We start from the raw sequence: 18,375 nt of genomic DNA, 5'->3' as shown, positions 1-18,375 counted from the left end.
CTATGGAAAAACAATTCAAAAAATATTTTCAGGTTTTACTCCTAGGTTTCGCTGGCATTTTACTGGTTTTTGGTTTTCTAAACTTTTTCTTGGATGTTTTTGGCTTGTTTGGTTTTAAGGACAAAGACAAAGTAAGGGTATATGGAGAAGAAAGGTTTTCGAAATACCTGATGACATTTGAATATGTTCCTCAAAACTTTGAAGGCATGATCTTGGGCCCGTCCCTATCTGCTAACCTAAACCCCAGTCATATTCAGGATAAAAATTATTTTAATGTAAGCCTTATGGGAGCCAGAATGGATAATATTCTGGCCTTAGCTTCCAATGTTATTGAAAACAATGGTACAATTAAGGAAGCGATTGTTTGTATTCATCCTTACGTTACGACCAATACAGGTGAGGAAGACTCGGACTTAATGAGCCCTGATACTTACTGGAAAGCGTTGGGTTCGGTAAATCTGCTAAGGGTATATGGCTTGGGAATTATTAGGAATTTCAACCTTTGGCCCAACAAATATCCAAAAAATCAGTATAACACAAATGGAAGCAATTCCTTTGAAGCATTATTCAGAGTAGCAGATGTGGCGGATAGAATAACGAAAGAAGTAAACAATGTGGATGTAAGCGAGTTTGAGATAGGTATCAGTCAAAGAAAGGATTTCGAGAAATTAATGACCTTGTTTCAAACAAATAACATCCGCACTTTCGTTTATTATCACCCGGTACCTTATCCCATTTACAAAGCTCATAGTGAGAGTATGGATAAATATTGGGAGGATATCCTCTCTGGGGTTAACAGCGACGGAGAGGGAATGTTGCGTTTTTATAATTTCAATAACCCTGAATTTTTGGTTTTCTAAAGAAGTAACCAATTACATTGACCACGGTCATTTAAGTAAAAAAGGTCAAGCGTTGTTGATTCAGGAAATCATGGTCAAGTGGGGGCAATTGGATTAAAAAGTAAACGTTTTAGTATTTATAAACCCATTGCCAGATTAATACAACTTTCCCAAAATGCAAAACATTGAGAATGGCAATTGCTATCCTTAATTTCTAAAGTATACATTTAAACAAAAAATAAAAAATGAAACGATTATCCAATATACTTTTTGCCCTATTTGTCTTTACTATGGTAGGTTGTACAACGGCAGATGTGAATAAGTTCTTGGCAGCAGCCAGTGAGTCCTCGGCTGCACTTACAGAAAGTGAAGTCGGAAATGGGTTAAAGGAAGCTTTGATAAAAGGAGTGACCGAAGGAGCAAATCTAGCATCAACCGAAGATGGGTTTTTTAAAAATGACCTGATAAGAATAGCGCTTCCTGAAGATGTTCAACGGGTAGAGTCTACGTTGAGAAATATTGGCCTTGGGTCTGAAGTAGACAAGGTGATTATGACGATCAATAGGGGTGCGGAAAGTGCTGCCAAGGAGGCAAAACCTATCTTTATTGCAGCGATCAAGCAGATGACCATTACGGATGCCTGGAATATATTGAAAGGGCAAGATGATGCTGCAACCCAATACTTACAAAGAACAACTACAGAGAAATTAACGGCCTTGTTTCAGCCACATGTTCAGGAATCCCTGGATCAGGTAGGTGCCACTAAATATTATGGAGACCTGGTAGGTAGGTACAATTCCTTTCCTACTACCTCCAAGAAATTAGATCCGGATTTGAATGCCTATGTTACGCAGATGGCTATTAATGGCCTTTTCCAGCTTGTGGCCCAGGAAGAAAAAGCCATACGTGAAAACCCTGCAGAAAGAACTACTGCATTGCTTAAGAGAGTATTCTCTGCCCAAGACAGTGCTGGGGAGTAAATGTAAACGAGTTAGAAGCGATCTCGCTTTTCAAGTAATCAGGGGTATCAATGCTGTTTAAACAACATTGATACCCCTGATTGTTTTTGGAGGCCAAAAATAGATTGGCAAGAGCTTTAAAAGAAGTAATTTAATTATTCCAGCTTACTAAACCGGTCATCTAAGAGTTTTAACCTTGTTATAGTTTTATCCCCATACTCATGGATTTTCGATTCAAAAGTGATCTTGCCCCAGTTGGCATCGATATGCTTCACAATTGAAGTGTATTGTCTACCGCCCTCCCAGGCAATCTGTAACTCTCCACTGTTATTGTCAAATGCCCAATTCCCATATAATTTGGTACTGGCTTTTCCATTGATAAGCGCATAGACTTTTCCGTCTGGCCTAAACTGAAAATCAATATAGCTTCCATACCTACTTTGCCAGTAGAAATTCGTTGCTGTTAATTTGGATTCAAAACTTTCCAATTGCTCTGAAGACAGGTTACTTGACCCATTGCAAGCCATTGTTGCAAATAGTATCAAAAAAAGGCAAAATGTACTTAGGTCTTTCATGCTTTAATTTTATTTAAATGATACAGGAATCATTCCGTTTGCAATATTGAAAGAAAATCATGAAACATCCTTTATGTGAGCTTAAAATTTGATGGGCCGGTAGTTGGGGTTTAGGTTGTCTTGTTAGTAGCGATGTCTTTGTGATCTTAGAGAACTTATGTATTGATGGTACTTTTGTATTAATTAGGAATACTAATTTTGTTATAAATAAGCGACTATCTTATACAAGTCACTTTTTGGTTTTTTTTAAATGTTTTAATGTCACAGTTTAAAATTGTAATGAAATATGAGATTTTTAAAGAATTGACTGAATTTGTGTAAAATTAGAATATTTTTGTTTGAAAATAAAAGGAACACCTTTAGCTAAAACTGAAATAAATGGGATCTTTAACAAGAGAGGACGTAATAAATCGTATTAATTCGCATTCACGTCCAGTAAATTTTAATGGATTGAACTTAGTCAGACTTGATCTAGAAAAGCTGAATTTTAAAGAAGCGGATTTGAGATGCGTGGATTTATGGCGAGCAATACTAAACGAAGCAGATTTAGAGGGAGCAGATTTAAGAAAAGCACACCTAAGAGAGGCGGATATGAGGAGTGTGGATTTACAAGATGCAGATTTACAAGATGCAGATTTAGGATTAGTGAATTTAGAGAAAGGGATTTTAGTAGGTGCTAAATTAATTGGTGCAGATTTAAGAGGGGCTAAGTTAATTGGTGCCAATCTTTCAGGAGCCAATTTAAGCGGAGCTAAATTATGTGGAGCAGATTTAAGCAATGCGAATTTAAATGATACCAATTTAGAAGATGTGGATTTGCGAGGTGCAATTTTGGAGAATGCAAGCTTAATAAGAGCAAATTTAAGGGGAGCAAACTTGGAGCTGGCAAAGTTGAAATCCGCGGATCTTAGAAAAACGAATTTAGAGAACTCTAACTTTTCAGGTTCAGATTTATCTTTTGTTAAGTTAATGAGGTCAAATGTAAAAGGGGCTAACTTCAAGAGAGCCAATTTAGAATCAGCTGAATTAGAAACAGTGGAGTATTTAAATACAGTCAATTTTGAGGGGGTATATTTGAGATGGGCAAAACTAAAAGGAATGAATTTGAGTGGTGTAAATATGTGTAAAGCAAATTTGGAGTCGGCAAATTTAATGAATACGATTTTATTGAAAGCTAACTTAGAAGGTGCATTTTTGAAACAAGCCAATTTGACTGGTGCAAATTTAAAAGGCGCTAATCTAAAAAGCGCCGACCTGAGGGCTGCTGATTTAGATAATGTAGACCTAACGGATGCTAATTTGGAGGGGGTTCAGAAATAGTATTTATATCTTTACGTCAACAGTACACAGCACGCTACCCGTAGAAAAGCGTCTCAGGGTGTGCCTTTTGCTTTTATAAGGGTTTTGTCTTATTTTTTAATCATGTTTTATAAAAGACTCACTACTTTAGAAAAAAAGCTGGCTTGGCTTAGAATGATATAAGACCATATCGCTTCTAGCTTTTAATTAGGATTGGATGATTTGGGTTTAACACTTTTGGATACAGAAGATGGAAAAAGAAGATGTGAGAAATGTATGGGGCGGATATGGAAAGTGTAACTAATAAAATGAACCAAGTGTTAACGACTTAACATTTGACTGTATATTTGTAATATGTATTATAGAAGAAAAATAGGGCTTTCAATTCTCGAACTATTTGGGGATCAACTGGAAAAGCTTCAGTTACAAAAGTTGCTATTTATTTTGTCCCAAAAACAAAATGAGCCAAGTTATTACTTCGTCCCTTATAAGTTTGGGTGCTTTTCGTTTCAAGCAAATGCCGATTTAGGCACTTTGAAAAAATATGGGTTGGTCACCGAAACAGAGAAAAATTGGAAGAATACGTCTGCCAAAAGTTATTTGAATGAACTCAAAAAAGAAGATTATGTAAACCTTTTTAAATTAAAGAAAGAGTTTGAAGGTAAAAGCTCAAGTGAATTGATACGTTATACCTATTTAAATTTTCCTTATTTCGCTACCAAGAGTCAAGTAGCCGGGACACACTTAAATCTTGATGAAGTATCAATTGTAAATTCCTATAAACCCACTTCGAATAAAAAGGGCCTTTTCACTATCGGTTATGAAGGTATATCTTTGGAGGAATACCTCAATAAACTCTTGATTGAAGATGTTAAGGTGCTTTGTGATGTTCGTAAAAATTCCAGAAGCATGAAGTTTGGTTTTAGCAAAAATCAATTAAAATCAGCTTGTGAAGGGTTGGGGATTCAGTTTATACATATTCCGGAAGTTGGTATTAATTCTGACAAACGAAAAGAACTTCATGTTCAGGCTGATTATGATGCCCTTTTTGAAGAATATAATCAAACTGTCATTCAAGAAACATTTGAGCAGCAAGATTTTTTAATTGATCTGATTCATAAAAACCAACGAGTGGCAATAACATGTTTTGAGGCAGATATATGCCAATGCCATAGATTGCACTTGGCAAATGCAGTGATGGCGAGACCTGAAGTAGATTTTGATCTTTTTCATATTTAATATTTTTCGACATGCCTAGAGAACGGATTTTATTAACAGTCACTACCTATCCGCTTCCCTCTAAAAGCTATGATGAACTAGTATGCACAGCTGGATTGCGGGAAGATGGCTCTTGGATCAGGGTTTATCCTATGCCCTTGAGTTTTCTCAAAGGACTTAAAAGCACAGGAAAAGTAAAATCAAGAAAATATACCTGGATAGAACTGAATTTGGACAAAAGATTGGATGATTTTCGCCCGGAAAGCCATTCGCTTACAGATTATGGGTTTAAGGACTTGAAAGTTGGAGAATCGCTTGATACAAAGCTTAATTGGGCTAAAAGAAAGGCGTTTGTTTAAAAAAAGTCTATACGAATCTAAACCGGTTGATAGAAGATTCTAAAGCTCCAAAAAATCTTTCCTTAGCTACTTTTAAACCCACTAAAATAAGACGATTAATTATAGAAAAAGATGAGGCAGATTGGAAGCCTATTTGGAAAGCCCTACAAGATCAGATAGATCTATTTCACGAACCGAATGAAGAGGCCAAAGAAATGTTTCCCAAAGTGCCCTGGAAATTCAAATATGAATTTGAAGATGATGAGGGTAGAGTTTCCAAGCTTATGATTGAAGACTGGGAGATTGGACAGCTGTATTGGAACTGTCTAAGAGATGCTAATGGAAACCCAGAGATAGCCAAGGAAAAAGTGAGAATGAAATATGAAACCGACTTTCTAGCAAATAAAGATATTTATTTTTTTATGGGGACGACCAAAGAATGGCATATGAGAAGAGCTAAAAATCCATTTGTAATTATTGGAGTTTTTTATCCGAAGCTTGAAATCCAAATATCACTTTTTGGATAATTATGTCAGATAACCCAAAAGAAATGCTTTATATAAAAGAATACCTTTTCTTGCAATTTGCTGGTTCAATAAATTGGTTTTCAGATTATCACTGTAGGAAACTAAGGCTTTGATCTGTAGATTGATTCTACATATTTTATTTTGTTAAATGGGATTGTTTTATATATAAAATTTTCTGCTACTGATATGTGTCAGTGGGTCAAATAAGATAAGGAATATTGATACTATCTTATTTTTTAAAAAAAAAATTGAATAGTAACACTTCTGAATAGACTTAAATCTAAACTTTATCTAAATCTGGGTAAATAATTAATTTATAATTGATTACGACGAATTGACCAAGAGTCAACATTTGGTATGGTTTATTAGTTTCGAACTTTCAATATTTAGAAAAAATCACCAACTTTACAGAGTTGGAAGGTCTAACAGAGAAAAGCCGATATTATATATCGGCTTTTCAAAAATCATCTATTTAAAATCATTATTTATGCTAGACACGATAATAAAAGTGTCCGAATGGTTTTTCTTATTAATTGGGACAATTTACCACATCATCCAATTAATACGATCACCCAAAGATTAACAGATGAAATCCTGCCTGCTTTGCTGGCAGGATTTTACTTTTCAAAGGTATCTTCTTTTGATTTTACTTCAAATAGAATTATAGTATTTTTTCTTATAAAGACAATTTTTTTCTTAAAACACTTGTAACTACGTTTCGTTTTGTTTGATTTATTTTGTGGTTCTGGAGGATTATAATTAATGGTATTGGTGTTTTATGTCATTGCATTTGCTTGACGGCAGGTTGACCAGTTCCGCCACCTGGCATTTGTCTTACGCCCAAAAGGGAACTCATAATAGATATTTTTGAATTTCTTGATTTCTCCAGACCGCAGAAAGCTACTATTTAAAAACGGTTTACCAAAAAACGCAAAAACCCCTTCAGATTTGCATCTAAAGGGGTTTTGTGTACCCAGGGCCGGAATCGAACCGGCACGCCCGAAGGCATTGGTGTTTGAGACCAACGCGTCTACCAGTTCCGCCACCTGGGCATTTCCATTCCTTGCTGAATGGGATGCAAATATGTGCAAAGAATTTTTCACAAACAAATATTTTACCTGCTTGCAACCGTGATTTTTTCGCTTTTTTATAGCCTGTCTTGGCTACCTGCTGATTTTTAAAGGTTTAATTAATCAGAAATTAGAAAAATTAAACTTCAAAATTGATCAAAATAGGACTGTCATACCGCATCCCTAATAAATCTGCCCCATGGCCATGGTTAATTCCAATTTCCAATAAACCCAAACTATTGAAGAATGCCCAGCAATCCCCAGGTTCTACTTCATTGTAATTGGTTTGGAGTTTTTGGACGGATTCTCTGCCAAAAACGATCTCAAATTTTCCGGGATTTAATTTTTCAAAGACTTCCTTAGGAATGTTGGTGATCAAATTGCCGTAAATGTCTACCCGAAGAACATAACCCACGATTTGTTTTTTACTAGCTTTGAAGTGGCGCCCCATCATTTTTTTAATGGCCTGCAAAGGACCTCCGAAATCATGTATGGCTGCTCCACTGGCCACTTTAGCAGCTATTGGCGCAAGAATATCTTTGGCAGGAAAGGAACTGTTCTTAACGTGGATGTCCGAAAATTTCACAATTATCCCCGGGTCATGGTCGGCCAACATACTTAGCACCCCATTGTTAGGTCCTATGAATATATGTTCGTTAAGCTTGATGCCTATATAACCATCAGTAATACTACTAGTGGTATTTAGTGCAACAAGGTGAACAGTTCCCTTGGGGAAATCGTTAAAGGTAGAGCGAAGTAAAAATGCAGCATGCGCAATGTCGTATAAGGCAATTTCATGACTTATGTCTACAATTGACAATTGGGGATTAATGGATAGCATTTTAGCCTTGACTACTGGTACATAGTAGTCTGAGTTTCCAAAATCCGAAATGAATGTTACCAAAGCCATATAAGTAAGTCAATTAAAAATTCGTACTTTTGCGTTAAGGATGCACAAAAATAGGTATTTTTAATTTGTTATTAGAATTAGCTAAACAGAAGAAAATATATTGGTAGAAAAAGTCATAACATTGGAAAATATTTCCCTCCTGGACTTCTTAGGATCGGAAAATGAAAATATCAGGCAGATTTCTGCGGCCTTTCCCCAAAGTAAAATTGTTTCCCGGGGCAATGAAATAAGAATCAAAGGTCGAGCACCTGAGATTCTTAAAATTAACGACATCTTAAACATGCTCCTGGAGCATTTTAGCCGTTATGGTCAAGTCACTCCTGAGAATGTAAAAGAATACATTGAACTAGAAGGTAACCCTCAAGTTAAGGCTGAAAGCAATAACTCCATCATTCTCTACGGAAACAAAGGAGTGATCGTTAGGCCGAAATCACCCAATCAGAAAAAACTTGTAGACTCCTCTTTTAAAAATGATCTTGTCTTTGCGCTAGGACCTGCAGGAACAGGTAAAACCTATATTGCTGTGGCGCTAGCTGTCAGGGCATTGAAAAATAGAGAGGTGAAGCGTATTATTATCACCAGACCTGCTGTAGAAGCTGGGGAAAACCTTGGGTTTCTTCCTGGTGATCTGCAGGAAAAACTTGATCCTTACTTAAGACCCATCTATGATGCCTTAGCAGATATGGTGCCTACTGAGAAGCTTAGGTTTTACCAGGAAAACAGGGTGATTGAAATAGCACCATTGGCTTATATGAGAGGAAGGACGCTTCATGATGCCTTCGTTCTGTTGGATGAAGCGCAGAATACTACTTCGGAACAAATTAAGATGTTCTTGACCAGAATGGGGCCTAATTCCAAGGTGATTATCACAGGAGATCAATCGCAAGTGGATTTACCTTCACGTCAAAAATCAGGTCTTCGGGAATCGCTTAGGATTCTTAAAGGGGTGAAAGGCATAGGTGTGGTGAATCTTTCAGGCAATGATGTGGTAAGGCATAAGCTTGTGAAGTCTATCATTGAAGCTTACGAGAAAAATGAGGTCGAAGTACAGCCTTCCAAATGAGTTTAACAGTCAGCAAAATCAATGATGCGCTTTCCTTAGAGAAAGCCTTTTATATCCGTGAACAGGTTTTTGTAAAAGAACAAAATGTAGTGGCGGAGGAGGAGTATGATGAATTTGAAACCATAGCTACCCACTTTATTGTTCAGGATGCTGAGCAGGGAGTGGGGACAGCCAGGTGGAGGTTTACAAATTCTGGCATTAAACTTGAAAGGTTTGCTGTATTAAAGACCTACAGAAGTCATGGTGTTGGTAGTATGTTAGTGAAAGCTGTACTAGAAGATGTTTTGTCCAACCCTTCAAATAAAATAAAACGATATATTTGCATGGTCAAGTTACTGCGCTAGGCTTGTATGAGAAATTTGGATTTGAGAAAAAGGGCGAACTTTTTGTAGAATGCAACATCGAGCATTACCTGATGCAGTATAAATCAGGAGAGAAATTTTAAACAGAGTTATTTACTTTTAAGCAAACAGTTTTTTTATGAAAAATTTTATAGGTGCGCTGATATTGGTAGTGATTGTAGGTTTGGGCAGTTTTCAAGCCAAGGCACAGTCAATTGAAGACCCGGTAATTCCAGAAAATGAAGTGAAATTAAACATTTTTAATACTATTTTTATTGGCTCTCTGGAGCTAGGGTACGAGCATTTTCTGGATAGAAATCAATCCATTGGTTTCGGGATGACTTTTATGGATCGATTTGCTTATGTTTCTGATACAGGAGATGGACAGGATTTTAAATCGACAAGTGCTACGATAGCATACAATTACTATTTTGTCACAGAATCGAATCCTTCAGGATTTTATGTTTTTCCTTTTTTAAAATATAGAACCGGTTCATTTACTGAGGTGTTTGATAATGATCAAATTATTGAAACATCTCTAAATAGTTTTATTATTGGTTTTGGTGGTGGTTATAAATGGGTTCACAATGATAAATTTGCGTTGGGACCTTATGTTAGCATTGCCAGAGGATTTAATAGTGAAGTGTCTGACAGATTTGACCCTGTTGAGTTCAATGCTGGGTTTACAGTTGGATTCAGGTTTTAATTAGTTGATTTTCAGGTGTCAAACGCCTGATTTTTTTTGTTTCGTTGATTTTATGATCAAAGTTGGTTAAATTAATTTCTGATTCCTTGGGTTGAATTTTTTGATCAAGGTGAAGGGGAGTGGCAAGTACAATTGTTTTTTTGTCCCTGTTGTCACAAATAGTGCCAACGATTTAACCAAAATTGTACTGTTTTCAATTGCTTCCAATGGATTTGGTCCTATTATACCCCACCCTTAATTAGGGCAGGTAGATAGGTAGGGTTTCTGAATTGGTGTTTCAGAGGAAATTGTATGCAGTAGGGTTTTAAGCAGTTTTGGTTTTCAATCATGAAATTCAATGAATTCCCCTTTATTAGGTATACTGTCTTTTTCGTTTTGGGGGTTCTTCTATATCCTTTAACGAAGGAGTTTTTGAGTGCTTTGCTTTTGCCAGGTTTGTTGTTTTGCTTGGGAGCATATTTCATTTTAGCAATTGTTTACAGCCCGGAAAGAAAGTGGTTTTTTCAAGTTTCGCTTCCTGTTTTAGCTTACTTAAGTTTGATTTTTTCAGGCATGTTTGTGGCCTCTTCCAGAGATGTCGACTTAATGCCTGAGCACTTGGTTCATTTTCCTAAAATAAAAACTATTTAGCAGAAGTGCAGGAGGCTGATCAAATCAAGCCAAATAGCAAGGGGAATTTGGTTTTTGTATATGCCATAGAAAATAGTGAGGGTTGGAAGCCCGCCAGTGGTCAAGTTCAAATTTATCATCAATCCTCAAAACCACTACTACCAGGGACGACCATTCTAATAAAAGGGGCACCACAATTAATTCCGACGCCCACTAATCCATCTATGTTTGATTATTCGACTTATATGGAAAGAAAAGGAGTGTATTTCACCCATTTTATTGGAGAGAAGTTCAGCGTTTTATCAACGCCCCAAAAGGCTTCCTGGTCGTCAACAGTGATAGCCTGGAGACAATACCTGGCAGATAAAATTGGTACCTATATTGAAAATCCCCATGCTGTTCAGATTTCAACAGCCTTGTTGCTCGGGCAAAAAAATGACATGGATACCAATTTAAAGGATGCCTATGCTACTGCTGGCGCCATGCATATTTTAGCCGTTTCTGGTTTGCATGTAGGGATTATTTATGGTTTTTTCTTCCTCATTTTTAAGCCAAGTCAAAAGAAAGGATTTAAAAGAGTATTCTATTTAAGTTTGATAATGGTGATTATCTGGTTTTATGCGATTCTGACCGGGCTTTCACCCTCAGTGCTAAGATCTGCCACCATGTTCACTTTTATCTGCTTCGCACAAATGAAGTCCCGAAGCCCTTCCATATTCAATCCTTTGGCCCTGTCGGCTTTGGTATTGTTGCTTTATGACCCCTTTTTGATTTACGCTGTAGGGTTCCAATTAAGTTATGCAGCCTTAATGGGGATATTGCTGTTTCAGCCTCTGATTAGGAAACTATGGCATCCTGAAAAGAAATGGCTAAGGTATCTTTGGGACATTACCAGTGTTGGTCTAGCGGCTCAGTTAACCACTTTCCCTCTTGCGGTGTATTATTTCCACATTTTCCCTACCTATTTTATCCTTACCAATTTACTGGCCATACCTGCCGCATTTGTTATCATGTCTATTGGTGTTCCTTTTTTGTTGTTTGCTGCTATACCCTATTTGGCTTCAATCCTGGGTTGGCTGATGGAGATGGCTATTCGCCTATTGAATTATGGGATTTTTGGACTGCAAGCGCTTCCCTTCGCTAAAATGGATAATCTTTACTTGTACTTGCCTGAAATGATCCTGTTTTGGAGCTTTCTCTTCTTTCTTTTTCATTGGATAGATGGAAGGAAAAGTATCAGCTGACAGCTATGATTGTTTTGGTTTTTGCATTCGGGATTTATAGACTTTATGTTGGGATTGAAAGGGTTTCTAAAGATTATTTGATCATTTACAACCTTAAAAAAGGGGGTGTTTTCGATTACCTTCACAAAGGGCAATTGTTTGCAATGGAAAGTGAGGTTGATGCTGCTGAATTAAAGTACAGTATTACTCCCCACAGAATCAAGGAAATGGGGATGCCTGTAAATCGTCTTGCTTTTTCGGAAGAGACTGGAAATTATAAAATTGCCCTACCAGGAAGAAGGGATGTCCTTTTAGATAAAAAGACTTTTCTTCCTGTTGATTTATCAGGGATTGAATTGCTTTTTTGGAAAGATGGAAAGTGGTGGCGCAAGGAAGAATTTCCTTTGCAAGGTGCTATTTCTGAGGGAGCCATTAAAATAACTTTCAACAATAAGGAATCCCCCTTGTGATTGGGTCTGATGAAGCGTAATTTGGATAAAAATTACATTCATGCTAAAGGACTCATTGCCACAATATGGATAAGCTAGATACTTCAGCACTGGCAATTTTAAAAAAGTATTTTGGGTACCAAGACTTTCGTCCCCTTCAAGGGGAGATAGTTGACGCTATCGCGGAAGGAAAGGATGCCTTGGTTTTGCTGCCTACTGGTGGAGGGAAATCCATTTGTTTTCAGGTTCCAGCCTTGATGAAAGAAGGTTTGTGTCTGGTGATAAGTCCTTTGATTGCCTTAATGAAAGATCAGGTTGACCAGTTGAAAGGCAGGGGAATTAAAGCCATGGCAATTCATTCTGGCCTTAGAAAAAGGGAAATAGATACCCTTCTTGACAATTGCGTTTATGGTGATTATAAATTTTTATATGTTTCTCCTGAAAGGCTTAAAACTGAAATTTTTTTAGAACGGTTTAAAAAAATGAATATTAACCTCATAGCGGTGGATGAAGCCCATTGCATTTCTCAATGGGGATATGATTTCAGGCCGTCCTATTTGGAAATAGTTGCCATTAGAGCAATTTTCCCAAAGGTGCCCGTGGTTGCATTAACTGCTTCTGCTACAATGAATGTGAGAACAGATATAATCGAAAAACTTGAGCTTAAAGAACCTTCCGTTTTTGTTAAATCATTTAGGAGAGATAATTTATCTTATGCGGTTAGGTGGGTTGAAAATAAATTAGAGAAAGCAGTCGAGATTCTTCAAAAGGTGCCTGGGAGTGCTATTATTTACACCAGAAGTAGAAAGGGAACTAAAGAAACTGCCCAGTACCTACAACAACTAGGAGTGTCAGCGACCTACTATCATGCGGGTTTGGATCAGAATATCAGGAATGAGCGCCAAATGGATTGGATAAGGGGAGAGGTAAGAGTAATGGTCGCCACCAATGCATTTGGAATGGGGATAGATAAGTCCGATGTGCGAGCAGTGATCCACCTTGACCTTCCTGAAAACCTTGAAAATTACTATCAGGAAGCTGGAAGAGCAGGGCGAGATGGGATCAAGGCTTTTGCTGTACTCTTGGTAAGGGAACAAGACTGTATAACATTGGAAGAAATGGCCGAGATAGCCTATCCGCCAGAGGAGATGCTGAAAAAGGTTTATCAATGCCTGGCAAATTATTACAGGTTAGCTGTGGGTAGCGCTCAAATGACAAGTTTTGATTTTGACTTTCTGGATTTTACCAGGTCGTATAATTTGGCTATTCCTCTCACTTACAATTCCATAAAAGTACTGCAGGAAGAAGCCTTTCTTCTTTTTTCAGAAAGCGTATTTCTTCCTTCTTCTTTACATTTTTTGGTTTCGCAAAGCAAATTGTATGAAGCGCAAATTGCTTATGCAAAGTTAGACCCTTTGATAAAGCTATTGCTAAGATTGCATGGAGGAGAATTGTTTGTGAGTTATATCAGAATCAAGGAAAGCAAGATTGCACAATTGTTAAATACCTCTGAGAAAGAAGTGGTTGGCATGTTGAAGAAAATGGATGAACTTGGCTTGGTGGATTTTTCCGGAAAAAAGGACCAGCCCCAAATTACCTTTATTACACCAAGACTTGACGCAGGATCTTTACCATTAAATAAAAAGAGAATTAAAGAAAGAAGACTACAAGCAATTGGAAAAGCTCAGAAAATAATTGAATATGCTAAAAATAATAAAATTTGCCGAACGCTTCAGATTGTAAATTATTTTGGAGAAGAAAGTGATTTTTACTGTGGTATTTGTGACAATTGCATTCAAAACAAAAAGAAAATAATAGAGCGATAATTAGTAAAAATCTCATTCAAAAAATACTTAAAACTTTAGAACAGGGAGAGGCGTTTTCATTAGAGGAATTGTTTTGTGAGATCGATGAAACTTTAGATGATTTTTCTGTAGGTTTGATTAGAGAAATGGAAGATGAAGGTTTGATTTCCAGCGAAAAGAATGGCGTAATCAAAAAGAAATGAAATTTATTGACAACTTATTAGATAAACTATTCACAGGTAATAGCAATCGGGCAGTTATCAGGGAGAATTTTACCCGCTCAGAAAGTGAAGAGCAGGAGGTGTCCTTGTGGTTGACTGGAGAAGAGGGTGAGGAAGTTTTGAAAATGATTTACGACAACTATCATTTTAAACGTGCTGGAATTAATAAAGACCCCGAAGTTCACGTATACCATACTTCCTATGCCAATGGTTTTGCGGTTACCTATTCACAGCCATTCAATACGGATACTTTCACTAAACTCTTTTTGGTTTAGGCCAGCAGATGCTTGGGATGGGCTATAGAATGGTAAGTATGGACCGTAAAATTGATGAAATAAATGACCAGGTAAGAACTACTGAAAAGTTGTATTTTAAACCGCTAATTTCAGTGGATGACTTATCAGATAAAATAAATCAGCTATTTGGCAATGTAAGTATAGAGAAGATTTCCCTTGACAATAAACCCAACTATCTTAAAGTTCTGGTTACATTGTATTCCGACAGGCAATACCATGAAGCCAAATCTTTTGACCAGTTTATGGATAAATTATTCAAAGCAGATTAGTATATGGACAGAGAAAATCTAAAGTGCTTGATAGAGAATTACAGGACACCATTTGAGGAAGAAAAAGCCATGGTGCCTGCCTTTTTGGATCTTTTAAATGACCCTGACGCATTTAAAAGAGAAAGAATTAATGGGCATTTTACGGCCTCAGCATGGATAGTCAATAAACGACGCACCCATACCTTGTTAACCTTGCATAAGAAACTTCAGCGTTGGTTACAGTTGGGAGGGCATGCAGACGGAAATGAAAACCTTGTTGAAGTGGCACTTAAAGAAGCCGAGGAAGAAAGTGGCTTGCAGTCCATTCGATTGGTGGACAAGTCTATTTTTGACCTGGACAGGCACGTAATCCCAGCAAGTAAGAAAGATGAAAGACATTTTCATTATGACGTTAGGTTTCTTATCGAGGCAGAAATGGATGAGCCTCTTATTATAAGCCCTGAAAGTAAGGACCTTGCTTGGGTAGGGTTTGACCTGACGGCAGAATTAGTAGGTTTTAATGAATCGATATTAAGAATGTTAGAAAAGACCAGTAAATCTGAAATCCTCATTTAGGATACTCGGATGTACTTGTATTTTGTTCAATCCTTATGTGGGTTGTGGTCTAAGTAATTCTTATCTTTGCAAAAAAAATGAAATGTATAAAAATATATGGAGTAGCATCATAGCCCTGTTTTTACTTGTTTCCTGTCAGCCATCTTCAGAAGAATTGTTTGAAGCTGGTATAGGAGCTTTAGATAAACAGGATTTTGATACCGCAATTGAGCATCTTAATAGACTAGTAGAAAAAGATACGGCACATGCACCTGCATGGAATGCCAGAGGAGTGATTTTTTTCCAAACAGGTAAATTAGATGATGCTGTTGAGTCCTTTTCCCGCTCTATCGAAGTGGATGAAAACAATTACAAGCCCTTTTTTAACAGGGGGAATGTATACATGGAAAAGGAGGAATACAAAAAAGCACTAATTGATTATAATCGTGCCAATGGACTCGATTTCAATCAGATGGATATTTATTACAATCGTGGACTGGCTCTTTTGGGACTGGAAATGTACGATGATGCCCTGATCGATTTTGATAAAGCATTGCATGCTGACCCTCAGCAACCGCAAGTATTGTTCAACAAGGCCAAAGCGCTTCTTGGGAACAATGACCCTTTAAATGCCATAGCAACACTTGAGGCATTAACGACTATCGATACTCGAAACGGAGCGGCCTTTTACCTTCTGGGTGTAACGGAAATGAGCGCTTTGGGTAAAAAAGCTGAAGGTTGTGAACACCTTCAAACGGCACTTTCCTTAGGGTATACCCAAGCGAAAGATTGGTTGGACGAATTCTGTGCTGAATAATGGCTGAGATAGGAAAAGATATTATAAAATCGGCAGCATTATTGACATCGGGGGAACTCGTAGCCATACCTACCGAAACAGTCTATGGATTAGCAGGAAATGCACTGGACGAAAAAGCAGTATTGCAAATTTTTAAGTCTAAAAACAGGCCGAGTTTTGACCCTTTAATTGTACATCTGGCAGGAATTGATCAGGTGTATGATTATGTCGAATTTATACCTGATGAGTTAAAAGCCCTGGCAGATGCGTTTTGGCCTGGAGCACTTACTTTATTGCTTCCTAAAAAAGATATAATTCCCGATTTGGTAACCAGCGGATTGGGAAGAGTAGGGGTTAGGGTGCCAAACCATCCTCTCACCAGGAGTCTGTTGGAATTATTGGACTTTCCTTTGGCTGCGCCAAGTGCCAACCCATTCGGATACATTAGTCCCACCAGCGCCAGCCATGTTCAGCACCACCTTGGGAAGGAATTGGCTTATATTTTGGATGGAGGACTTTGTGAAGTTGGCCTGGAAAGTACCATTGTAGGTATGGAGCAAGGTCAGGTTATCATTTATCGTTTAGGAGGAGTTTCCGTTGGTGCGATTGAAGAGGTTGTTGGGAAAGTTTTAATTTTGCCACAATCAAGTAGTAATCCCCAATCTCCCGGAATGCTAAAAAGTCATTATGCACCTAGGAAGCCAATGGTTTTAGGGGATTTGGATGAACTGATGCAGCAGTATCAGCATGAAAAAGAAGGGGTTGCTATCCTTTCCTTCAGGCGTTCTTTCCCCGATATACCCGCATCCAATCAAGTAGCATTAAGTAGTTCTGGAGATTATGATGAGGCAGCCAGGAATCTTTTTTCTGCCATGCGCGAATTGGATGAAACCAATGCCACCTTAATTTTAGCTGAAGAATTACCAGAAATACATTTGGGAAAAGCAATAAATGATAGGCTAAGGCGGGCTGCTGCCAAATAAAATGTTTATTTTTGACGCATATATTAAACCTACAACGCATGAACAATCGGATCAAAACAGTAGATAACGTTGATTTTAGTGGTAAAAAAGCACTTGTGAGAGTGGATTTTAATGTGCCTCTGGACGATCAATACACAATAACTGACAATACTAGAATAGTAGCAGCATTGCCAACGATCAAAAAAATCCTTAAGGATGGTGGATCGGTAATTCTTATGTCTCACCTTGGAAGACCTAAATCTGGTCCAGAAGACAAGTTTTCGTTGAGACACATTGTCACTGAATTGAATAAAGAGCTAGATTTATCAGTGAAGTTTGCCAAGGATTGCATAGGAATTGAAGCAACACAGCTAGCTACAAGTTTAAATCCAGGTGAAGTTTTACTTTTAGAAAACCTTCGTTTTCACAAAGAAGAAGAAAAAGGAGACAAAGATTTTGCAGAAAAATTATCAAAACTAGGAGACATTTATGTCAATGATGCTTTTGGAACTGCCCACAGGGCGCATGCTTCCACTGCTATTGTTGCTGAATTCTTCAATGATAAAGTAGCTGGTTATTTGATGCAAGCAGAATTGGAAAATGCGGAGAAAGTATTGGGTTCACCAGAAAGGCCATTTACAGCCATTATGGGTGGAGCTAAGATTTCTGATAAAATCCTTCTTATAGACAAGTTGCTTGACAAAGTGGACAACCTGATTATCGGTGGTGGAATGTCTTACACCTTTGCGAAAGCACTGGGTGGCACTATAGGTGACTCCTTATTAGAGGAAGATAAAATGCCACTTGCACTAGAGCTTTTAGAGAAAGCCAAGCAAAAAAATGTTAATCTGATTTTGCCAGATGACACAATTATTTCCACTGATTTCGCCAACGATGCTGAGCAAAAAACAGCCAAAAAAGGACAAATTCCTGATGGTTGGATGGGCTTAGACATTGGACCTGAAACCTGTGTTAAATTTGCAAAAGTAATAAAAGATTCCAAAACTGTTCTATGGAATGGTCCAATGGGTGTTTTTGAAATGAGTAGCTTTGAGAAAGGTACCAAAGCAGTTGCAGAGGCAGTTGTTGAGGCTACTGAAAAGGGAACCTTTTCACTTATAGGTGGTGGTGATTCAGCTGCTGCTGTTAATAAATTTGGCTATGGCGAACAAGTTTCATTTGTATCTACAGGTGGAGGCGCATTGCTTGAATTGATGGAAGGTAAAGTCTTGCCTGGTGTAAAAGCTTTAGAGCCATAAGAAGTATTAAAATTATTCAGGAAGTACTTTTCTGAAAAAATTAATCCTGAAAGTAGAGGTTTTTTATGCTAAACCTTCACTTTCAGGATTATTGATATAATGTAATT

General features: G+C 37.5%; 22 protein-coding genes and 1 tRNA gene. 20 read left to right on the top strand and 3 right to left on the bottom strand.

The genetic code is table 11. The annotated features are described in order from the left end of the window. The first annotated feature begins 2 nt into the window (after positions 1–2). Both ADICYQ_RS14730 and ADICYQ_RS14725 read left to right on the top strand, forming a co-directional pair. Entirely contained in the window at positions 3–860 is an 858-nt protein-coding gene (locus ADICYQ_RS14730; RefSeq protein ID WP_020889448.1) for a hypothetical protein, read from the top strand. Between the two features lie 224 nt (positions 861–1,084). Further along, the gene (locus ADICYQ_RS14725; RefSeq protein ID WP_040416485.1) at positions 1,085–1,819 is read left to right on the top strand and encodes a DUF4197 domain-containing protein; all 735 of its coding nucleotides are present in this window, start codon (positions 1,085–1,087) and stop codon (positions 1,817–1,819) included. A 134-nt stretch (positions 1,820–1,953) separates the two neighbouring features. Here ADICYQ_RS14725 and ADICYQ_RS14720 read toward each other — a convergent pair whose 3' ends face one another. Continuing rightward, a complete protein-coding gene (locus tag ADICYQ_RS14720) occupies positions 1,954–2,373 on the bottom strand; it encodes a hypothetical protein (RefSeq protein ID WP_040416482.1) in 420 nt (139 codons plus the stop codon). Positions 2,374–2,751: 378 nt separating this feature from the next. On the opposite strand from ADICYQ_RS14720, the gene ADICYQ_RS14715 reads away from it, so the two are divergent. The 4 genes from ADICYQ_RS14715 (at position 2,752) to ADICYQ_RS27755 (ending at position 5,755) form a co-directional block, all read left to right on the top strand. After that, positions 2,752–3,693: a pentapeptide repeat-containing protein gene (locus ADICYQ_RS14715; protein ID WP_051160231.1), complete on the top strand. Its 942-nt coding sequence runs from the start codon at positions 2,752–2,754 to the stop codon at positions 3,691–3,693. A 579-nt stretch (positions 3,694–4,272) separates the two neighbouring features. Beyond that, on the top strand, positions 4,273–4,911 hold the full coding sequence (locus ADICYQ_RS14710; RefSeq protein ID WP_235114689.1) for a DUF488 domain-containing protein: 639 nt from the start codon (positions 4,273–4,275) through the stop codon (positions 4,909–4,911). Positions 4,912–4,922: 11 nt separating this feature from the next. Continuing rightward, on the top strand, positions 4,923–5,249 hold the full coding sequence (locus tag ADICYQ_RS27760) for a DUF8758 domain-containing protein (protein ID WP_152520291.1): 327 nt from the start codon (positions 4,923–4,925) through the stop codon (positions 5,247–5,249). 26 nt (positions 5,250–5,275) lie between these two features. Then, positions 5,276–5,755: a DUF8757 domain-containing protein gene (locus tag ADICYQ_RS27755; protein ID WP_020889441.1), complete on the top strand. Its 480-nt coding sequence runs from the start codon at positions 5,276–5,278 to the stop codon at positions 5,753–5,755. Between the two features lie 970 nt (positions 5,756–6,725). On the opposite strand, the gene ADICYQ_RS14695 is transcribed toward ADICYQ_RS27755, so the two are convergent. Next, positions 6,726–6,807, bottom strand: a tRNA-Leu gene (locus tag ADICYQ_RS14695). A 157-nt stretch (positions 6,808–6,964) separates the two neighbouring features. Next, positions 6,965–7,735, bottom strand: a complete 771-nt coding sequence (locus tag ADICYQ_RS14690; RefSeq protein WP_020889439.1) for an SAM hydrolase/SAM-dependent halogenase family protein — start codon at positions 7,733–7,735, stop codon at positions 6,965–6,967. 100 nt (positions 7,736–7,835) lie between these two features. Here ADICYQ_RS14690 and ADICYQ_RS14685 point away from each other — a divergent pair, with 100 nt between their 5' ends. The 14 genes from ADICYQ_RS14685 (at position 7,836) to ADICYQ_RS14630 (ending at position 18,268) form a co-directional block, all read left to right on the top strand. Continuing rightward, positions 7,836–8,798 (top strand): PhoH family protein, encoded by a 963-nt coding sequence (locus tag ADICYQ_RS14685; RefSeq protein WP_020889438.1) that lies wholly within the window; start codon positions 7,836–7,838, stop codon positions 8,796–8,798. Further along, entirely contained in the window at positions 8,795–9,142 is a 348-nt protein-coding gene (locus ADICYQ_RS14680) for a GNAT family N-acetyltransferase (RefSeq protein ID WP_020889437.1), read from the top strand. Before ADICYQ_RS14685 ends, ADICYQ_RS14680 begins: the two co-directional genes overlap by 4 nt. A gap of 136 nt (positions 9,143–9,278) precedes the next feature. Beyond that, positions 9,279–9,845: a hypothetical protein gene (locus tag ADICYQ_RS14675; RefSeq protein WP_020889435.1), complete on the top strand. Its 567-nt coding sequence runs from the start codon at positions 9,279–9,281 to the stop codon at positions 9,843–9,845. A 327-nt stretch (positions 9,846–10,172) separates the two neighbouring features. Beyond that, positions 10,173–10,475: a hypothetical protein gene (locus ADICYQ_RS14670; RefSeq protein WP_040416479.1), complete on the top strand. Its 303-nt coding sequence runs from the start codon at positions 10,173–10,175 to the stop codon at positions 10,473–10,475. Positions 10,476–10,480: 5 nt separating this feature from the next. Next, complete coding sequence (locus tag ADICYQ_RS14665; protein WP_040416477.1) at positions 10,481–11,698, top strand: ComEC/Rec2 family competence protein; 1,218 nt, start codon at positions 10,481–10,483, stop codon at positions 11,696–11,698. After that, a complete protein-coding gene (locus ADICYQ_RS14660) occupies positions 11,641–12,147 on the top strand; it encodes a hypothetical protein (protein WP_152520491.1) in 507 nt (168 codons plus the stop codon). The genes ADICYQ_RS14665 and ADICYQ_RS14660 overlap by 58 nt, the downstream gene beginning before the upstream one ends. Positions 12,148–12,212: 65 nt before the next feature. Next, positions 12,213–13,952: a RecQ family ATP-dependent DNA helicase gene (locus ADICYQ_RS14655; RefSeq protein ID WP_020889429.1), complete on the top strand. Its 1,740-nt coding sequence runs from the start codon at positions 12,213–12,215 to the stop codon at positions 13,950–13,952. Beyond that, positions 13,916–14,134 carry a hypothetical protein gene (locus ADICYQ_RS28755; RefSeq protein ID WP_235114688.1) on the top strand — a complete coding sequence of 73 codons (219 nt, stop codon included), beginning with the start codon at positions 13,916–13,918 and terminating at the stop codon, positions 14,132–14,134. Before ADICYQ_RS14655 ends, ADICYQ_RS28755 begins: the two co-directional genes overlap by 37 nt. After that, a complete protein-coding gene (locus tag ADICYQ_RS28750) occupies positions 14,131–14,427 on the top strand; it encodes a regulator of G-protein signaling domain-containing protein (RefSeq protein WP_020889427.1) in 297 nt (98 codons plus the stop codon). Before ADICYQ_RS28755 ends, ADICYQ_RS28750 begins: the two co-directional genes overlap by 4 nt. A gap of 38 nt (positions 14,428–14,465) precedes the next feature. Continuing rightward, positions 14,466–14,717: a hypothetical protein gene (locus ADICYQ_RS28745; RefSeq protein WP_235114687.1), complete on the top strand. Its 252-nt coding sequence runs from the start codon at positions 14,466–14,468 to the stop codon at positions 14,715–14,717. Positions 14,718–14,720: 3 nt separating this feature from the next. Continuing rightward, positions 14,721–15,272 (top strand): NUDIX hydrolase, encoded by a 552-nt coding sequence (locus tag ADICYQ_RS14645; protein ID WP_020889425.1) that lies wholly within the window; start codon positions 14,721–14,723, stop codon positions 15,270–15,272. 82 nt (positions 15,273–15,354) lie between these two features. Then, entirely contained in the window at positions 15,355–16,068 is a 714-nt protein-coding gene (locus ADICYQ_RS14640; protein WP_020889424.1) for a tetratricopeptide repeat protein, read from the top strand. Continuing rightward, complete coding sequence (locus ADICYQ_RS14635) at positions 16,068–17,030, top strand: L-threonylcarbamoyladenylate synthase (protein ID WP_020889423.1); 963 nt, start codon at positions 16,068–16,070, stop codon at positions 17,028–17,030. The genes ADICYQ_RS14640 and ADICYQ_RS14635 overlap by 1 nt, the downstream gene beginning before the upstream one ends. A gap of 38 nt (positions 17,031–17,068) precedes the next feature. After that, positions 17,069–18,268 (top strand): phosphoglycerate kinase, encoded by a 1,200-nt coding sequence (locus ADICYQ_RS14630; RefSeq protein ID WP_020889422.1) that lies wholly within the window; start codon positions 17,069–17,071, stop codon positions 18,266–18,268. The last annotated feature ends 107 nt before the right edge of the window (positions 18,269–18,375 follow it).

Origin of the sequence: Cyclobacterium qasimii M12-11B (assembly GCF_000427295.1) — a bacterium.
Classification (GTDB): Bacteria; Bacteroidota; Bacteroidia; order Cytophagales; family Cyclobacteriaceae; genus Cyclobacterium; species Cyclobacterium qasimii.
This window is presented reverse-complemented; position numbering and strand designations above follow the sequence as displayed.